16 protein-coding genes and 4 pseudogenes are annotated in these 15,325 nt (G+C 71.5%); 8 read left to right on the forward strand and 12 right to left on the reverse strand.

Going from position 1 to position 15,325, the window contains the following annotated elements; genetic code table 11:
* Positions 1–3: 3 nt before the first annotated feature.
* The 4 genes and pseudogenes from SZN_RS20265 to SZN_RS43535 all read right to left on the reverse strand — a co-directional run.
* Positions 4–294, reverse strand: coding sequence for a hypothetical protein (locus SZN_RS20265; protein WP_007498017.1), 291 nt, complete (start codon positions 292–294; stop codon positions 4–6).
* A complete protein-coding gene (locus SZN_RS20270; protein WP_007498019.1) occupies positions 291–641 on the reverse strand; it encodes a DUF6247 family protein in 351 nt (116 codons plus the stop codon). Before SZN_RS20270 ends, SZN_RS20265 begins: the two co-directional genes overlap by 4 nt.
* 31 nt (positions 642–672) lie before the next feature.
* Positions 673–1,065: a hypothetical protein gene (locus SZN_RS20275; protein WP_007498021.1), complete on the reverse strand. Its 393-nt coding sequence runs from the start codon at positions 1,063–1,065 to the stop codon at positions 673–675.
* A gap of 249 nt (positions 1,066–1,314) precedes the next feature.
* Positions 1,315–1,425 (reverse strand): annotated as a pseudogene (locus SZN_RS43535) (ATP-binding protein); the annotation flags it as partial.
* 228 nt (positions 1,426–1,653) lie between these two features.
* On the opposite strand from SZN_RS43535, the pseudogene SZN_RS20280 reads away from it, so the two are divergent.
* The 4 genes and pseudogenes from SZN_RS20280 to SZN_RS20290 all read left to right on the forward strand — a co-directional run bounded on the left by SZN_RS20280 (position 1,654) and on the right by SZN_RS20290 (position 3,208).
* A pseudogene (locus SZN_RS20280) lies at positions 1,654–2,483 on the forward strand (helix-turn-helix domain-containing protein).
* The gene (locus SZN_RS20285; RefSeq protein WP_007498028.1) at positions 2,480–2,683 is read left to right on the forward strand and encodes a DUF397 domain-containing protein; all 204 of its coding nucleotides are present in this window, start codon (positions 2,480–2,482) and stop codon (positions 2,681–2,683) included. The pseudogene SZN_RS20280 and the gene SZN_RS20285 overlap by 4 nt, the downstream one beginning before the upstream one ends.
* 109 nt (positions 2,684–2,792) lie before the next feature.
* Positions 2,793–3,008, forward strand: a pseudogene (locus SZN_RS42720) (Scr1 family TA system antitoxin-like transcriptional regulator); the annotation flags it as partial.
* Positions 3,005–3,208, forward strand: a complete 204-nt coding sequence (locus SZN_RS20290) for a DUF397 domain-containing protein (protein ID WP_007498030.1) — start codon at positions 3,005–3,007, stop codon at positions 3,206–3,208. The pseudogene SZN_RS42720 and the gene SZN_RS20290, both read left to right, overlap by 4 nt.
* Positions 3,209–3,477: 269 nt before the next feature.
* On the opposite strand, the gene SZN_RS20295 is transcribed toward SZN_RS20290, so the two are convergent.
* From SZN_RS20295 to SZN_RS20310, 4 genes are all read right to left on the reverse strand, one after another.
* Complete coding sequence (locus tag SZN_RS20295; RefSeq protein WP_043731973.1) at positions 3,478–4,209, reverse strand: hypothetical protein; 732 nt, start codon at positions 4,207–4,209, stop codon at positions 3,478–3,480.
* A 77-nt stretch (positions 4,210–4,286) separates the two neighbouring features.
* Positions 4,287–8,189, reverse strand: coding sequence for a caspase, EACC1-associated type (locus tag SZN_RS20300; RefSeq protein ID WP_007498035.1), 3,903 nt, complete (start codon positions 8,187–8,189; stop codon positions 4,287–4,289).
* 6 nt (positions 8,190–8,195) lie between these two features.
* Positions 8,196–8,588, reverse strand: coding sequence for an effector-associated constant component EACC1 (locus tag SZN_RS20305; protein ID WP_007498037.1), 393 nt, complete (start codon positions 8,586–8,588; stop codon positions 8,196–8,198).
* A 52-nt stretch (positions 8,589–8,640) separates the two neighbouring features.
* Positions 8,641–9,276 (reverse strand): ATP-binding protein, encoded by a 636-nt coding sequence (locus SZN_RS20310; RefSeq protein ID WP_007498038.1) that lies wholly within the window; start codon positions 9,274–9,276, stop codon positions 8,641–8,643.
* A 147-nt stretch (positions 9,277–9,423) separates the two neighbouring features.
* On the opposite strand from SZN_RS20310, the gene SZN_RS20315 reads away from it, so the two are divergent.
* Positions 9,424–10,308 carry a helix-turn-helix domain-containing protein gene (locus SZN_RS20315; RefSeq protein WP_007498040.1) on the forward strand — a complete coding sequence of 295 codons (885 nt, stop codon included), beginning with the start codon at positions 9,424–9,426 and terminating at the stop codon, positions 10,306–10,308.
* Between the two features lie 17 nt (positions 10,309–10,325).
* Complete coding sequence (locus SZN_RS38825) at positions 10,326–10,502, forward strand: DUF397 domain-containing protein (protein WP_078508755.1); 177 nt, start codon at positions 10,326–10,328, stop codon at positions 10,500–10,502.
* Positions 10,503–10,771: 269 nt separating this feature from the next.
* Here the strand turns inward: SZN_RS38825 and SZN_RS20320 are convergent, their stop codons facing one another.
* Both SZN_RS20320 and SZN_RS38830 read right to left on the reverse strand, forming a co-directional pair.
* Positions 10,772–11,410, reverse strand: a complete 639-nt coding sequence (locus SZN_RS20320; RefSeq protein WP_007498041.1) for a DUF6879 family protein — start codon at positions 11,408–11,410, stop codon at positions 10,772–10,774.
* Positions 11,403–11,672 (reverse strand): hypothetical protein, encoded by a 270-nt coding sequence (locus SZN_RS38830; protein WP_078508751.1) that lies wholly within the window; start codon positions 11,670–11,672, stop codon positions 11,403–11,405. Before SZN_RS38830 ends, SZN_RS20320 begins: the two co-directional genes overlap by 8 nt.
* Positions 11,673–11,900: 228 nt before the next feature.
* Here SZN_RS38830 and SZN_RS20325 point away from each other — a divergent pair, with 228 nt between their 5' ends.
* Complete coding sequence (locus tag SZN_RS20325) at positions 11,901–12,311, forward strand: hypothetical protein (RefSeq protein ID WP_043731978.1); 411 nt, start codon at positions 11,901–11,903, stop codon at positions 12,309–12,311.
* Positions 12,308–14,443 carry a tetratricopeptide repeat protein gene (locus SZN_RS20330; protein ID WP_007498044.1) on the forward strand — a complete coding sequence of 712 codons (2,136 nt, stop codon included), beginning with the start codon at positions 12,308–12,310 and terminating at the stop codon, positions 14,441–14,443. Before SZN_RS20325 ends, SZN_RS20330 begins: the two co-directional genes overlap by 4 nt.
* A gap of 90 nt (positions 14,444–14,533) precedes the next feature.
* On the opposite strand, the gene SZN_RS20335 is transcribed toward SZN_RS20330, so the two are convergent.
* Together SZN_RS20335 and SZN_RS20340 are read right to left on the reverse strand one after the other, a co-directional pair.
* Positions 14,534–14,893, reverse strand: a complete 360-nt coding sequence (locus SZN_RS20335) for a MazG-like family protein (RefSeq protein ID WP_007498045.1) — start codon at positions 14,891–14,893, stop codon at positions 14,534–14,536.
* A gap of 170 nt (positions 14,894–15,063) precedes the next feature.
* Positions 15,064–15,325: pseudogene (locus tag SZN_RS20340) on the reverse strand (RpiR family transcriptional regulator); the annotation flags it as partial.

A 15,325-nucleotide genomic window follows, 5' to 3' on the forward strand; every position in this document is an offset into this window, starting at 1 on the left:
CCGTCAGTCCTCCCTGTCCGGGGCGGCAGCGGGGGCCAGGTAGTGCTGTACACGGAGGATCAGCACGACGTCATCGCGGTAGTCCTCCTGGTACCAGATCATGACGGACCCTTCGGCGTGGGTCTTGACGCCGGAGGCGGATTCCTGGATGTCGAAGGGGTGTCCGATGCGGCGGACGCCGACAGCTTCGGCGATGCGGCGGGCGAGATCTTCGACGTCTCGCCTGTGAAGGTCGGGGAGGTCGCCGACGACATTGTCGGCGTCAGGGTTGTACTCCCAGGTCCAGTCACTCACGCGGCGTCGGCCTCCGCGTCGGCGAGAATGCGACCGAGTTCGGCGGAGGCAGTGCGACGGGCGTCCTTGTCGTCGCTGGTGGCGACGACGTGTTCGCATGCGCGGAACCGGGCGGCTCGTTCGGGCCAGCGCTGGACGGCGACCCATGCCCACCAGTGGTCGACGAAGTGACGGCCGGGCAGGAGGCTGAACTCGTCGCGAGCCTGGTTCATGGCTTCGGCCCAGTGCGTATCGAACTTGGGCAGGGCTTCGGGGCTGAGGCGGGCGACGGCGACACGGAGAGCGGCGGGGTTCTTGTCCGGCATGGGGATGAGCGGCCCCGCCGGTGTGTCGGTGAGCGTGGTCATGAGCGGCGTTCCTTCGCGGTGGCGGCGTTCGTCAGGCGGCTACGGGGGCGGCCGTGGTCTGCTGGAGTGCGTCACGCTGGGCAGTGGTGACCATGCATGCGTACGGGTGGATAGCGCCTCGGGCGTAGGCGTCCAGAAGGATCTCGCAGAGCGCGGACATCGAGCGGACCTCGTCCTTTTCGCGACGCTTGTCGGCACCGGTCCATACGGTGTCGCTTGCGAAGACGGTCCGGCCTCGGCGGGGCCCGGCCTCCGCGCCGGGGGTGGTGCGGGGCAGTGTGAGGGTTCCGGCGGCGTAGTCGGTGAGCGCCCGGCTCATGACCCAGATGAGCGGTAGCCCCTCGCTCTTGGCGCGCTCGCCTGCGCTCTCCCATACGGCCTTCCCGACGTTGGGGGCACGTTCGGTCTCTCCTGCCGCCGGCATACCGGGCTCCGGTTCTCTCGACGTCGCGTTCTACCAATCGAAACGGTACTACGGATCGGGGAGCCATCCCGCATGTGCAAACGGTGACGGCGGCGAGGTCTCAGTGCGCCGCATCCGGACGTGGAGGGCGCCGTGCGCAGTCACGTCACGTGCCAGGGCCCGCCCCGGCCACGGGGCGGTCCGCCGCGTTCGCAGTGTGCGGGCTCATGCGGCGGCGCGGGGCGCCCTGCCGCCGTGATGAGGGTGAGCGGTGAGCGCTTCGTTGGCCGGGGCCGTGTAGGGGTGGCCCCGGTCGTTCAGGCGGTGTGAGACGAGCCGGCGGGCCAGGCGGGCACCGCGCGGGGTCGAGGTGAAGCGCATGGTGAACTCGTTTTCGGGTGCGGGGTGTTGTGGCGTATGCCCGTTCGGGGGAGTTGCTGGCTTCATGGGGTCGACGGTTGCGGACTGTGCGTAGCGTTGAACAGGGGCGATGTGCTGACGGGTACGGGCTGTACATGAGGGTGGCGTGCTTGTACGTGACTTCGGGCGTGACCGGTCCCCCGGAGGCCGAGTTGGCCGACCGGACGGTGGTACGAGAGGAGCTGCGGCGTGGGTGACGGGGTTGAGCAGCCGGAGTACGAGGTCGGGACGGGCGTGTTGTGCGTGTTCGGGCGGCAGTTGAAGCTGTTCCGGGAGCGGGCGGGGATGGACCGGGCGGGGCTCGGTTCGCTGACCGGCTACTCGGCCTCGACGATCGCGTCGTTCGAGCAGGGGAGACGCATTCCGCCGCCGAGGTTCATCGACCGGGCCGATGAAGTGCTGGACACGGGCGGGGTGTTGAGCGCGGGCAAGGAGGAGGTGGCTCGGGCTCAGTATCCGGCGTTCTTCCGGGACGCGGCGCGGTTGGAGGCTGAGGCGGTTGAGCTTTTCGTGTACGACACCCACGTGGTCAATGGCCTTCTGCAGACAGAGGAGTACACGAGGGCTCTGCTGGGGATGCGGCGTCCGCTGCTGGACGAGGCGACCATCGAGCAGCGTGTTGCGGCGCGGCTCGCGCGACAGGAGGTCTTCGACAGGTGGCCCGCCCCGTTGCTGAGTTTCGTGACGGAGGAGCCGGTTGTACGGCGACCGCTCGGCGGTGAGCAGGTCTGGCGCGGCCAGCTTGAGCAGTTGCTTCTGCTCGGTCAGAAACGCAACGTAGAGCTTCAGTTGATGCCGCTCGACCGCGCTGACAACGCAGGTGTCGATGGCGCGTTCACCTTGCTGACGCCAAGGCACGGCCAACAGGTCGGTTACATGGAGGCTCAAGGCCGGGGCACGCTGGTTATGGAGCGAGATGCGGTCCATGCGCTGTCCGCGCGTTATGGGATCACCGAGCGCAGGCCCTCACTCCGAGTGAGTCCCTGGCCTTCATCGAGCAGCTGTTGGGAGAGAGATGAACGCTGAAGCGAAGCGCGGTCCCGCACCGGCACTTGTCTGGGCCAAGAGCAGCTACAGCGGTGCCGAGGGCGGTCAGTGCGTCGAGGTGGCCACCCGCCCCGGCGCGGTCCACGTCCGTGACTCCAAGTACACCGCCCGCGCCGCACTCACCGTGAACCCCACGGCGTGGACCGCGTTCGTCGGCTTCGCCGTCCGATAGGGCGTTGGGTCTGCCCCTGGCGAGGTGTCAGGGGCAGACCTGTGTCAGGCCGTGTGAGCCGACGGTCGGGCAACTCCACCGCGCGAGTGGATCCCCGTCCCGGTTGCTACGGCAAGGAACTGCGGGACTTGCTGGCCCGTTTACCTTGATGGAGACCAGGGTTGGGCGCAGGATCGCGTACACGGAGGTACAGGGCGACAGTCGTGTCCACACTGAGCGACGGAAGGTGCGGGAGCTTGAGCGTACGTACGGGCTCCTTCGCGCGCAGGCCCACACTCCGACAGAATCGCTGACGTTGACCGAAAAGCCGCTGGGAGAGAGATGAGCGGGGAAAAGGATCGGCTGGGCACCATTGGCCTGGAGTGGTTCAAGAGCAGCTACAGCGCTGGCGATGGCGGTCAGTGCGTCGAGGTGGCCACCCGCCCCGGCGCGGTCCACGTCCGTGACTCCAAGGACACCGCCCGCGCCGCACTCACCGTGAACCCCACGGCGTGGACCGCGTTCGTGGGGTTCACGGCACTCTGACAGGAACGAGGCCCTCGGTCGGCGAGGCGGGCCTGGCTCTGTGGTGAAGCCCGGACGGGTATGTCGGCATCCGTGGCGTGCTCGACGGGCGACTCGACGCAATTCATCACGCGTTCGGCGCCCCGGTCCCACCGCGGACCGGGGCGCCGAACGCGGTGAAGCCCTCCGGCTCGTTGGAGCGCGCACCGAGTCCTGCTCACGTGGCGCAGGTGCCACAGCCGACCCTGGGGCGGAGGCGGGGTGCTCAACGCCCTTCAGCGCACCGAAGGTCAGCCCTGCGAGTCCTCGGACGTCGACGGCATGCCGCCCGTGAGTTCCGGCCACGACGTCGGGGCCGGGCCGAACGCGCGACGAGCGGCCCGCACCGCCAGCGTGGCGAGGGCGGCGTTGGCGCCACCGCCGATCAGCGCGCCAATGCCGAACGGTGCCACTCGGCCGAGAACGATGATCCCCTGCTTGGTCCCGTACTTCGTGATGAAGTTCCTCCCCAGGATCTTGTTGATCTGGCGCAACGTCTCGACCGGAACCTTGGCGACCACCTGGCGTCCCCAGTGCCGACCCGTGCGCTCGGCGACCTTGGTGATGGTGGTGGAGCCGCTTCCGCCGAGCATGACTCCCATCACGATCGTCCGGCGGCGCTCGACCTCGTCGATGGGGACTCCGTGGACTTCGGCGACCGACAGCGCGAAGAGGGCGCTCAGCTCAAGAGACGAGAACGTCTCGCCCGCCGACAGTGCGAGTGCGAGGCCCGTGCCGACGCCTGGCGCCGCCGCGGTCCCTCCCACCGCGGCGCCCGTCCCGGTCAAGGCGCTGACGTACATCCGCTCCAGACTGCGGATCACCTGTGCCGGTGTCGCCTCCGGGCTGCGCTGGCGGGCGCGGGCGATGTTCTTGCGCACCAGTGGGGTCTGGAGGTCGATCGCCTTGTCCAGAAGCTCAAGGACTCGCTGCCCACGTCCGGCTGCCTCCGCAGCCGGTCCGTCGTGGATATGTGTTGCCATGCCTTGGCCCCCAAGTCGTCGTGTATCAAGTGAAATTGTCACTCAAGCAGTCGAATCCCGGCCGCCTTGCCCGGCGCTCATCCGAACAGCGGTGCCAGCGCGGTCTCCCCCGCGAGGATCCGCCAGGCGGGCACCCGCACCGTCCGGCTCACGGGGCAGGGTTTGGCCCCGTGGCCCCCGGAGGGCAGTCCGGTGAGCAGGTCGCCTCGCGCGTGGGTCAGCCGAAGGTGCCGCGCGGGGTCCGCACCGGGCTCGGGGCCGGGGTCGATCAGCACCGCCGTGTTCTCGCCGGCGTCGGTGAACAGCAGGTCCACCGGGTGGCCGCCCACCAGCACGGCCCGCTCCAGATCGGTGATGCCGCGTCCGGTCAGGTACCGCTGCAGGCGGTCGGCGAGGTCCGCGCGGGCCTCGGGCACCGGGCCGGGGGCGCCTGCCCGGGCCGTCGTGCCGTCGTCGCCCGCTCCCAGCGGCGCCGAACGTGCGGCGAGGAGGGCGGGCAGGCCGCTCTGGTCCTGCCAGAAGGCACGGCTGCCCACCGTGATCAGCTGCGACTTGGCCCGGGTGACCGCCACGTTCCACAGGTTGACCTGGCTCGCGACCCAGTACGTCGTCCGGGGCGGCGTGTTGTGCGCCGCCACCGGGCTGAGCACCATCACGTCCCGCTGCCCGCCCTGGAAGGTGTGGACGGTGCCGACCCGGACGCGGTCGTCGTCCCGCCACATCCGTGCCAGGGTCTCCTTCTGAGCCCGGAACGGCGTGACCACTCCCACCGTCGCGTCCGGGGCGAGCCCCGCCAGCAGACCGTCGACCACGCGCCGGACGGCGCTCGCCTCCTCCGCGTTCCGCCACGACTGCCCGTCGCCGCCGCGCGCCGATTCCCCGGACGGTACGTCGACCCAGCCGAGCACCGGTACCGGATCGGCTTCTCCCACCGGGTCGTACGCCGCCACCTGCCGTCGTACGTCGGTCAGCACCTGCAACCGGCCGCCGTAGCAATGGCCGTTGACGACGTCCGCGATCCGCGGGTGGCAGCGGTAGTGCTCGTCGAGGAGCAGCGCGCTGTCGCCGTGCTGTTCGGCCGCGTGGTAGGAGGAGTACACGTGGTGGGTGAGACGCCGGTGCTCCAGCTGCGCGGCGCTCAGCCCGGCCCGTACCCGTGCCTGACGCTCCTGCTGAGGTGACACGCCCGGGATGTGGCCGAGCTGCATGGGGTCACCGATGATCAGTGCCCGGCGGGCCCGGAACAGCAGCGGCAGCACCGACGGGATGGAACACTGGCTGGCCTCGTCGATGACCACGAGATCGAACAGCTGGGGGACGAGCTCCAGTTGCCGTACCGAGTGGGTGCTGACGGCCCACCCCTTGACGTGCGCCATCAGGTTCTTCTGGCTGCGCTGGTAGCCGGAGCGGCGGCGGAGCGCCTGGAGCCGCTGGTTCATGAGCCCGGTGGCCCGGACCAGGGCCTCGGCGGACAGCGAGCGGGACAGTTCCGCCGACAGCCCGGACAGCGCCTCCGCCGTCGCGAGCCGGGCTTGCCTGAGTCCTTCCTCGTCCCCTTCCCCGTGCCGGTGGACGAGTTCTCGCACCTCCCGCTCCACGGACACGATCCCGGCCAGCGACTCCAGCAGTTCGGGCGGCACGGGGCGCCCCGACGCCCACTCCGGCCATGCCGGTCCGGCACCGTCCGGGCGCTCGGCCCCCGCCGCGACCAGCGCGGCGAGCGCGCGTCCGCGCCGCCATGACCCCAGCTGCCACCAGCGGGCCGCGGCCGTCTTCCGCGCCCGCTCCGCCCACCGGCCCAGCGATCCCACGCCGTCGACGTCCGCCGCCCAGACCTCTTCGAGCAGGGACAGGGCCAGTTCCAGGGCCGCTGCCTGCTCGTCCCGGTCGCGAAGCAGTTCCAGCAGCCGTCCTTCCTCGCCGACGCGGTGTGCCGCCTGTGCCCGCAGCCGGTCGGCCGTTCCCCTGGTGTTGCGCAGCTCGCCGCCCACGGTGGCCGATCCGCGCCGCGCCGCCCCGGCCGGTTCGGCCAGCAGCCGTTCCAGTTTGGCCGCCTCCCGTTCCAGCGCCTCCGCGTTGCCCGTCCGCATCAGCAGGCCGGGCGCGATGTCGTCGCAGCGCTGGGCGACGACGTTCACGGCCTCGTTGTTCGTGGAGGCGACCAGCACCGACTGCCCCGCGGCGACACAGGTGGTGACGACCGCCGTGACGACCTCGCTCTTCCCCGTGCCGGGCGGTCCGGTCGCCACCGTCAGCGGCTGGGTCATCGCCGACGAGATCACCAGTTCCTGGCTCTCGTTGCACGGCCCCGGAGCGACGGGCGTCACCGGGTTCGCCGCTACGGCGGCCGTGGCCGACACTCGCCGGGCCTCGCCGTCCAGCAGCGCGGCCAGTGCGGTGCCCGCGATCTGCGCGGTCCGCGTGGAGATCTGGAGCAGGTTGTCCACCAGCGCCTGGGTGGCCATGGCCTCCGCACCCGAAGGCACCAGCAGCACGGCCGCGTTGTGCGCGCCGGGACGCAGCGCCTGCATCACCGTGCGGTCGCTCAGCGCGGACGGGTCCAGCGGTTCGAGTTCCGGCAACCCCAGCTCGTCCAGCAACTCCCTGATGGCGCGCAGCATCTGCGCGTCGTTGCCCTCCTGCCAGGCCGGCTGCCAGCGCGCGACCAGGTCGGCCGCGTCGCCGGCGTCCAGGAGTTCCGAGACGACGCCGCTGTGCAGGGACGGTACCCCGCCGGGCCGGAGCACGTCCCGGCCCTCCTCGTCCGGTGCCAGTTCCATCTGCTGGATGAGCAACGGTGCCAGTTCCACCGTCGCACGCCGCCCCCGGCCGCCGTCCCGCGCGGGCAGCGTGATCGCCGGATAGCCGTACCAGTACTCCTGCCGCCTCCCCGCCTCAGTGCCCGAACCGCTCCGCTCCTCCTGTGGCCGGAGCAGTGCTCCGGGCGCGAGGATGTGCGGTCCGCGCCCCGACTGGATGGTCTCCTCGCCCTGGGCCAGCAGGAAGTACTTCTTGTTCCGGCCGGAGTCCCGGTCGGGCCGCATTCCGGCCGCCGCCTGCGCGGTGAGGCAGTCCGCGTAGTACCGCAGCAGCCCCTGCCGGTCGATGCCGTCCCGCTCGTCCGCCTGCGCCAACTCCCGGGCCCTCAACAGCGCGGGGGAGCGCCGGGCGGCGCCAGAGGCGTCGTGGGGGAGTGCGGGAAGCCGCACCGGCCGTGCCACCGACCGGGCGAAGGGAAGGCTCCGCGTCGCCCTGATCGTGGACTTGGTCGGCCGCTGCTCCTCCGGCACGCCGTCGCGGGTCATCTGCGCGGTCAGGTAGTCGAACAGGTCGTCCGGGGTGATACAGCCGCCCTCCTTGATCCGTCCGTTGCGCAGCCCCTCGACGATCTCCCCGGTGAACCGGGAGGTGCCGAGGTCCGACCCGGTCGGCGCCAACGCGGAGGCCGCCTGGAGGGCGTCGGACGCGGTGATGAAGTACACGCCGGTCGGCCGCAGCAGGGTGCTCGGCGCGGGCCGGTCCGGTTGCCCCGACGGGCCCTTCGCGGTCCAGCCCTGCACGACGGAACCGCTGGAGCAGCAGTCCAGCAGGACCAGTTTGGAGGCGGCCCGGCAGGACTGCAGCGTCCGCTCCAGGAACTCCGCCGGTACGGCCGTACCCGGCAGGTCGGCGGGGTCGGTGTCCCGGGTCAGGAAGTACAACTGGCCGTCCTGCTCGCAGTACTCGCCGTGCCCGCTGAAGTAGAGCAGCGCGGTCTCACTCGGCTGCCGTGCCTCCAGGAACGTCTCGACGGCGTGCAGCATTTCCGCGCGCGTCGGCTCGGCGGCCAGCGCGCACTCGTTGTACATGCCGATCTCGGTGTTCTCCAGCACCGCCCGCATGTAGTGCAGATCGGCGCGTACGGCCGGGAGTTCGGCGTACCTCTCGCTGTCGTACGTGGAGACGCCGACGAGCAACGCGTGCCGGTCGTTGTCGGTCATCGCCGCTCAGCCCGCCGTCGGCGCCGTGGTGCCGTCGTCGCCGTCGTCCGAGAGGAAACGCTCGACCAGCGTGTCGTCCTCGCGGGCCTCCTTGCCGGTGATCTGCAAGGTCGCCCCGTCGGGCCGCTTGACCAGGACGGTGCGCTGCGGGACGCGCGCCAGCCACGTCTGCACCAGCGCGACGACGAACGAACCGGCGCTCAACAGCAGCGCGACCGTCTCGGCGGACGGCCCGCCCTTGTCGCCGGCACCCACCAGGCTGCCGGGCTCTGGCAGATCCAGCCTGGCCGTGGGGTCCACCCTGCTGAGCGCGGCGAGCAGTTCCCGCGCGTCCTTACGGGCGCGCAGCGGGTCCTCGTCGACGACGGAGATCAGGTATCCGGTGTGGTTGTCGGGCATGGCGGTCTCGTACTCCCCCTGGATTCACCGGCTCCTTGCCGGGCGAACGAGACTAGTGGCCGCCACTGACACCGGACGCCCACGAGGGTCTGCCGTCCTGGTCGTTGGCGTGAAACCGGTCGACGATGGCCGGGTCGTGCGCGTCTCGCGTCAGGCGCAACTCCGCCCACACGGTCTTGCCCGGCGCGCCCGCGCGCCGGGCGACCGCACAGCGGGTCGCCAGTTGCGCCACGATCAGCAGGCCCCGGCCGGACTCGGCGTCGCCGGGCGGTTTCCGGTCGGAGAGCACCGGCACGCGCTCGGTCCGGGTGTCGGTGACCTCGACGCGCAGGTTGTCGGTGCGCTCGGTGAGCCGCACGTGGAAGTCGCGTCCGTCGACGTGCCCGTGCCGTACGGCGTTGGCGGTCAGCTCGGCGGTGATCAGGGTGAGGGTGTCGTTGACCCGGCCGCCGTACGGATGCCCCCACGCGTCGAGCCGGTGGGAGACCAGCCTGCGCGCGAGGCGCGCGCCGCGCGGGGAGGAGGTGAAGGCCATCGCGAACTCGTGGAGGGGGCGGGAGGAGGGTTCGGTCCGGGGCGCGGCCTCGCCTGCGGCCTCGGCCTCGGCGTCGACTTCGGTCTCGGGGTCGTTCTCGGCGGCGGCTGCGGCTTCGGGAGTTCGCCGTGTGGGGGAAGTTCGGCTGTTCATGTGGCCCACGCTGCCGGTGCCGTCCTAGCGTGACCAGATACGGCGCGCACACGGAGAGTCGCTGTAGGTGCGCGGTACGCGGGTGTGGGCGGGGCGGTGCGTGACGGCGGGCGCGGGGGCGCGTTGGCCGGGGGAGGTGGTGCGGGGATGAGCGAACCGACGGGGCTGGTGGACGAGGTGTCGGAGAGCGGCGAGGGCGACGGGGGCGAACGGCAGCCGGAACCCGACGCCGGCTCAGGTGTCCTGCGGGTCTTCGGGCGTCAGTTGAAGCGGTTCCGGGTGCGGGCGGGCCTGGAGCGGGCGGAGTTCGGCTCGCTGACGGGGTATTCGGTGTCCACCATCGCCGCGTACGAGCAGGGGCGCCGGGTGGCTCCGCCGAGGTTCATCGACCGGGCGGACGAGGTGCTGGACGCGGGCGGGGTCCTCCAGGAGATGAAGGAGGAGGTGGCTCGGGCTCAGTATCCGGCCTTCTTCCGCGATGCGGCGCGGTTGGAGGGGGAGGCGGTTGAGCTGTGGGTGTACGCGACTCAGGCGGTGCCCGGACTGCTACAGACCGAGGAGTACATGCGGGCGGTGTTCGGCATGTGGCGCCCGTTGTTGGACGAGGAAACCTTGGAGCAGCGGGTCGCGGCCCGTCTCGCACGCCAGCATGTCTTCGAGCGCAGACCGGCGCCCCTGCTGAGCTTTGTCATCGACGAGGCGGTTGTACGTCGGCCGTTGGGCGGCTGGTCGGTCATGCGTGGTCAACTGGAGCAGTTGATGCTGGTCGGCGCGTTCCGGAACGTCGAGATCCAGATCATGCCGCTCGACAGGGAAGACAACGCCGGTGTGGACGGTCCGTTCACCTTGTTGTACCGCGCCGGAGGCGATCAAGTGGCTTACCTGGAAGCTCAGGGACGCAGCACAATGGTCAGTGACCGGCAGGAGGTTCAGGGAGTCGCGTCGCGGTACGGCATCATCCGTGCGCAGGCCCTCACTCCGCGTGAGTCGCTGGACTTCGTTGAGAAGCTGCTTGGAGAGGTGCGAAGGTGAACGAGACCCCCGGTGAGATGGGCGAACGGCCCTGGCGGAAGAGTAGTTACAGCGGTGGGGCCGGCGGAGAGTGTGTCGAAGTCGCCGACTGCGCCTACGCCGTCGGCGTTCGTGACTCCAAGGACACGAGTCGGCCTGCCATATCGGTCGCCGCCGCCGCCTGGGCGGCGTTTGTTGGCTTCGCTGCTCGGTAGGAGACAGGTCGGCCCCTGGGTATGCGCCGGGGGCCGGCCTGTGCCAGGCCGTGTGAGCCGACGGTCGGGCAACTCCACCGCGCGAGTGGATCCCCGTCCCGGTTGCTACGGCAAGGAACTCTCGGCTCCTTCTCCGCCAGAACCACCTTCTCCTCCCACCTCGGCCGAACCCAGGGCGGATTCCCCACCTGCAACTCCAACCCACCCCGCGCGAAAACCTGCGCGAACTCCGAAAGTCCCGCCCGCCCCGCGCCCCGCCCGCCCCGCGCTCACCGCGAGCCGCGGGAGCCCGCCGGGGTGCCGGTCGTGTGCGGTGGGTCCAGGGGGGCGATCTCCCGGTCGAAGAAGGCGTGGAATCCCTCGGCGCGCTCGTACAGTGCGTCGAATCCGGCGTTCGTCTCCCGGATCAGTGAGCGGTCCGAGTAGCGGTTGGCTCCGTCGGCGTTTCCGTCGTCGTCGTAAACGACCTCGTACATCGCCGTATCGCCGAGAACGACCACTTCTGGAACCGGCCGCATCCGCTCGATGTTCGAAATAGCGCGGGCGTCGAGAACCCTGATGTCGTCACCCAGGTCCGCGCGGACGCGCAGGACGAAGAATTCCCACTGCACATACGGGGTGATCGGGAATTCCACGACGCGGAGGCGCCGTTGGGCGATGCCGAGACGCGCGGCCCGGCGGAGTTCCCCGGCGTAGTCGTCGCGCCTCTCGCCTGCCAGGGCCAGGGCCCCGTCCCAGTCGCCCCCGGCGAACGCCTCCCAGCTCGGAAAGCCGCGCTCCTTGAAGTTCTGGCCGCGCTCCAGCTTGTTGAGGAAGCCGATCCCGCTGCCGTAGACCCTGCTCAGGTCGGCGTGGTACGCGGGGCGGTCCATGCGCACGGCGGTGCCGTGGGGGAAGGAGTCAAACATGGGGGATGTCCGGCTTCGCCGCGATGAGCATGTTCCTGGGGATGACCACGAGGCGTTCGTCCGATCCGATCGAGACCCCGTCCGGCAGCTTCGAGCCGAGCGAACCGGTGAGGTCCCTGCCGATGACAGCGATGTCACCATTGGTGAGTTCCCAGATGTCCGGGCAGTCGGGAGTGCCGGTTGTGTTACCTAACTCCTGGGGTGTTTTTCCCAGTCGCCGCTTGAATCCGGTGTCCGGATCAGCTTCCCATGGCCGAGTCATTTCCCTCGCCCCCTCGATCGTTCTGGACGTTTCACTGTAGCGCGCAACGAGCCGCCCTGACCATGTGTGAGGCCCGGCCGCCTTGGGTATTGGCGAGGATTGGCTTCTCCTTGTCTCATCCCGCTCACGGGTGGAATGATATTGATCGGAAAGAAAAACGCGTCAATGCCTGGTAGGAGATGCTTTTCAGCTGCACTGTCGGAAAAACGGGTGAACGGAGGGGCGGCTGTGGACCCAGAAGTGACCTTGCTCGCACAGACGGCGGGGACCACCCTGGTCATGCTGATGGCGACCGACGTCTGGCAGCGGGTGCGTGACGGGGTCACGCAGCTCTGGCGCCGGACGCAACCCGAGCGTGCCGACACCGTCGCCGCCGAGTTGGAGGCCGGCCGTGAGGACGTGCTCGCCGCCGTCGCGGCGGGCGACCAGGAGACCCTGGACGAACTGACCCTCCAGTGGCAGGGGTCGGTGCGGCAACTGCTCGTGGCCCGGCCCGCCGCGGCCGGGGAACTGCGCGCGCTGCTGGACCGACTCGATCCCGACGGCTCGGCCGTCCGGCGGATCACCCAGCGCGCCACCGCGTCCGGCCAGGGCCGCGTCTACCAGGCGGGACGCGACCAGCACATCGCAGAGCGATGACGGGTGGGACGGACGGCCACGCCGAGGACCACGGACGGGTCTACCAGTCGTCGGGCGACCAGCACATCAACGAGCACCACCACTACGGAGGCGACGGGCCGGGGCACGGCGGACCGGACTCGGTGCGGCGCCCCGCGGTCGGCCGTTCCCCCGTCGCGCTGCGCGACCGCGGTGAGGTGATGGACCGTCTGCGGGCGAGCGTCGCGGCGCGGCGCGGCGGCCAGGTCTACGTGCTGTACGGCATGGGGGGCTCCGGCAAGACGGCCGTCGCCTGCGCCCTCTTCCAGGAGGCCGTCGCGCGGCGGGGCAGGGTGGGCCTGTGGGTCAACGCCTCCGACCGGGCGAGCCTGCGCGCCGGCATGCTCGCCGTCGCCGCCGACCGGGGGGCGGGCGACGGCGAACTGCTCGCCGCGCGCAACGGCCTCAGACCGGCCGCCGATCTCGTCTGGACGTACCTCGACCGCTCCGCCGAACCCTGGCTGCTGGTCCTCGACAACACCGACGAACCGGAGATCCTGCGGGACGGCGACTGGCTGCGCACCAGCCCGCGCGGCACCGTCCTGGTCACCACCCGGCGCGCTGCCGCCCGGTGGTGGCCGGGCGCCGAACTCCAGCACATCGGCGTCCTGCCCCGTGCGGACGCCGCGCTCGTGCTGCGCGACCTCGCCCCGCACAGCGGTACGGCGGAGCAGGCGGCACGGGTCGCCGACCGGCTCGGGCGCCTGCCCCTCGCCCTCACACTGGCCGGCGGCTTCCTCTCCCACCAGGTCATCGCCCCCTGGACGCTGGACGCGTACGGAGACCAACTCGACGGCGACGAACGGGTCCAGCTCATCGACCGGGGAGCCGACGCGCTGTCCGAAGCGGACCCCCGGCACCTCGTCGGCCTGACCTGGCAGCTCACCCTCGACGCGTTCGAGGCGCGCGGGCTGCCCGAAGCGGCGGCCCTGCTCAGGCTGCTGGCCCGGTTCGCCGCCGAACCGCTGCCCCTGCCCCTGCTCGACCACGCCGCCATCGGCGCCGTACTGCCGCGTGCCCGCACCGAGACCGCCCTCAGAGCCCTGCTCGACCAGTCCCTGTCCGAACTGGTCGACGCGGCCGGTGCGCGCTGCGTGCAGAGTCACGGCATCCTGCTCGACAGCGTCGCGGCGGCGACCCCCGCGGACCTCGTGCCCGTCCTCGACACGGCAGCCGTCCGCCTGCTCGACGCTGCCGTGCCCGGGGTGCCGGACGCGGGGCCGCACGATCCGCGGCTGCGGCTGCTCGTGCCCCACGCGCTGGCGCTGCTGCGGCGCGTCGGCCGTCCGTCCGCCGCCGACGCCCTGGCCGTCGTGACGCGGCTGTCGGTGGCCCTGCACCGGACCGGTGACTACCTCTCCGCCTGGGAGACCGCCCGCACCGCGGCCGACCTCGCACAGCGCCTCCTCGGCGAGGACCACCGTACGGTCCTCGCCGCGCGCTCCCGGGCGGGGTGGGCACTGTTCCGGCTGGGCAGGTACGCCGAAGCGGAAGCGGCGCTCCGCACGGTCCGCTCCGCCCAGGAGCGGCTGTTCGGCGCCGACGACCCCGACACCGCGGACAGCGGCTACGGACTCCAGCTCGTCCTGGCGAACCTCGGCAGACGCGAGGAATCCGTCGCGCTGCTCCGCGACACCGTGGCGGGACGGCGTGCGGCGCTGGGTCCCGCGCATCCGCTGACCCTGCGGGCGCGGGCCAGTCTGCTGGAGACGCTGCCCGCCGCCGACGTGGTCGCGGAGGACGGGGGCGCACTGCTCACGCTGCCCTCGGAGTGCGACCGGTTCCTCGGCCCCGACCACACGGTGACACTCGGCGCCCGGCACAACCACGCGTGGGCGCTGTACCTCCTGGGCCGCTTCGACGAGGCCGACCGCGAGATCCGGCGGGTCGCCGAGTCGTACGCGCGCCGCTTCGGACCCGAGTACCCGATCGCGCTCGCCGCCCGGCAACTGCTCTCCCGGACCCGGGCCGCGCTCGGGCACATGGAGGAGGGGATCGGACTCATGGCCGACGTCCTGGAGCGCCGGGAGCGCGACCTGGGCCGCGCGCACCCCTTCACCGTCGCGAGCCGCCGGCTCCTGGACGGCTATCGCTCGGGGCGGTGGCAGCCGTAGCGTGCCGCCGGGGGCCGGGCCTTCTGCCGCCGGGGAGCGGGCGCTCTGCCGCCGGGGGGCGGGTGCTCTGCCGCCGGAGGGCGGGCGCTTTCAGGACGCCGTCCCCAGGGAGCGCTGCCTCACGCGGGTCAGGTGCCGCAGGAACACCTCCCGCGCGTCCGGCGTCAGCGTCCGCAGTGCCACCAGGGCCGTGATCACGACGTCGCAGAGTTCGCCCTCGACGTCCTCCCAGGTGTGGGTGACGCCCTTGCGGGGGTTCTGGCCGGTCGCCCCGATCACCGCCTGGGCGACCTCGCCGACCTCCTCCGACAGCTTCAGCATCCGCAGGAGCAGGCCCTCGCCGCCCCCGGCCGGCCGTGCGGCGTCGCCGTCGGCGTCGGCGTCGAGCCAGGTCCACAGGGCGTCGACGGTGTCCCACAGGTCTTCGGGGGCGGGGTGATCAGCAGTCATGCGGGCAGCTTGCCACAGGCCCCGCACCCCGCCGCCCGCCCGAACGAGGCGACCCGGCCACCCCCGCGCGTCTTCCACCGAGGCGACCCCGCCGTCCCCGCGCGTCTCCCACCGCAGCGACCCCGCCGTCCCCGCCCGTCCCTGACCGGGGCGGCCCCGCCGCCGCGCCGCTACTTCTCGAACAGCGCCTCCTGGTCGCCGAAGCCGTCGTGCTTGTCCGGGCGGTCGAGGCGCCTGTTGCGGGCGCCGACGACCAGTGCCGTGGCCGCCGCCGTGGCGGCGAGCGCCGTCGGCACCATCCAGTGCCGGTCGAGGACGTGGCCGAGCGCGTGGTCGAGGGAGAGCCGGCCGGGCCCCGTGATCGCGAGGCCGGTCGCGGCCAGGGCGAGGGTGGCCGCGTACTCGTAGCCGCCCTCCTGGTTGAAGAAGCCG

Source organism: Streptomyces zinciresistens K42 (assembly GCF_000225525.1).
Classification (GTDB): Bacteria; Actinomycetota; Actinomycetes; order Streptomycetales; family Streptomycetaceae; genus Streptomyces; species Streptomyces zinciresistens.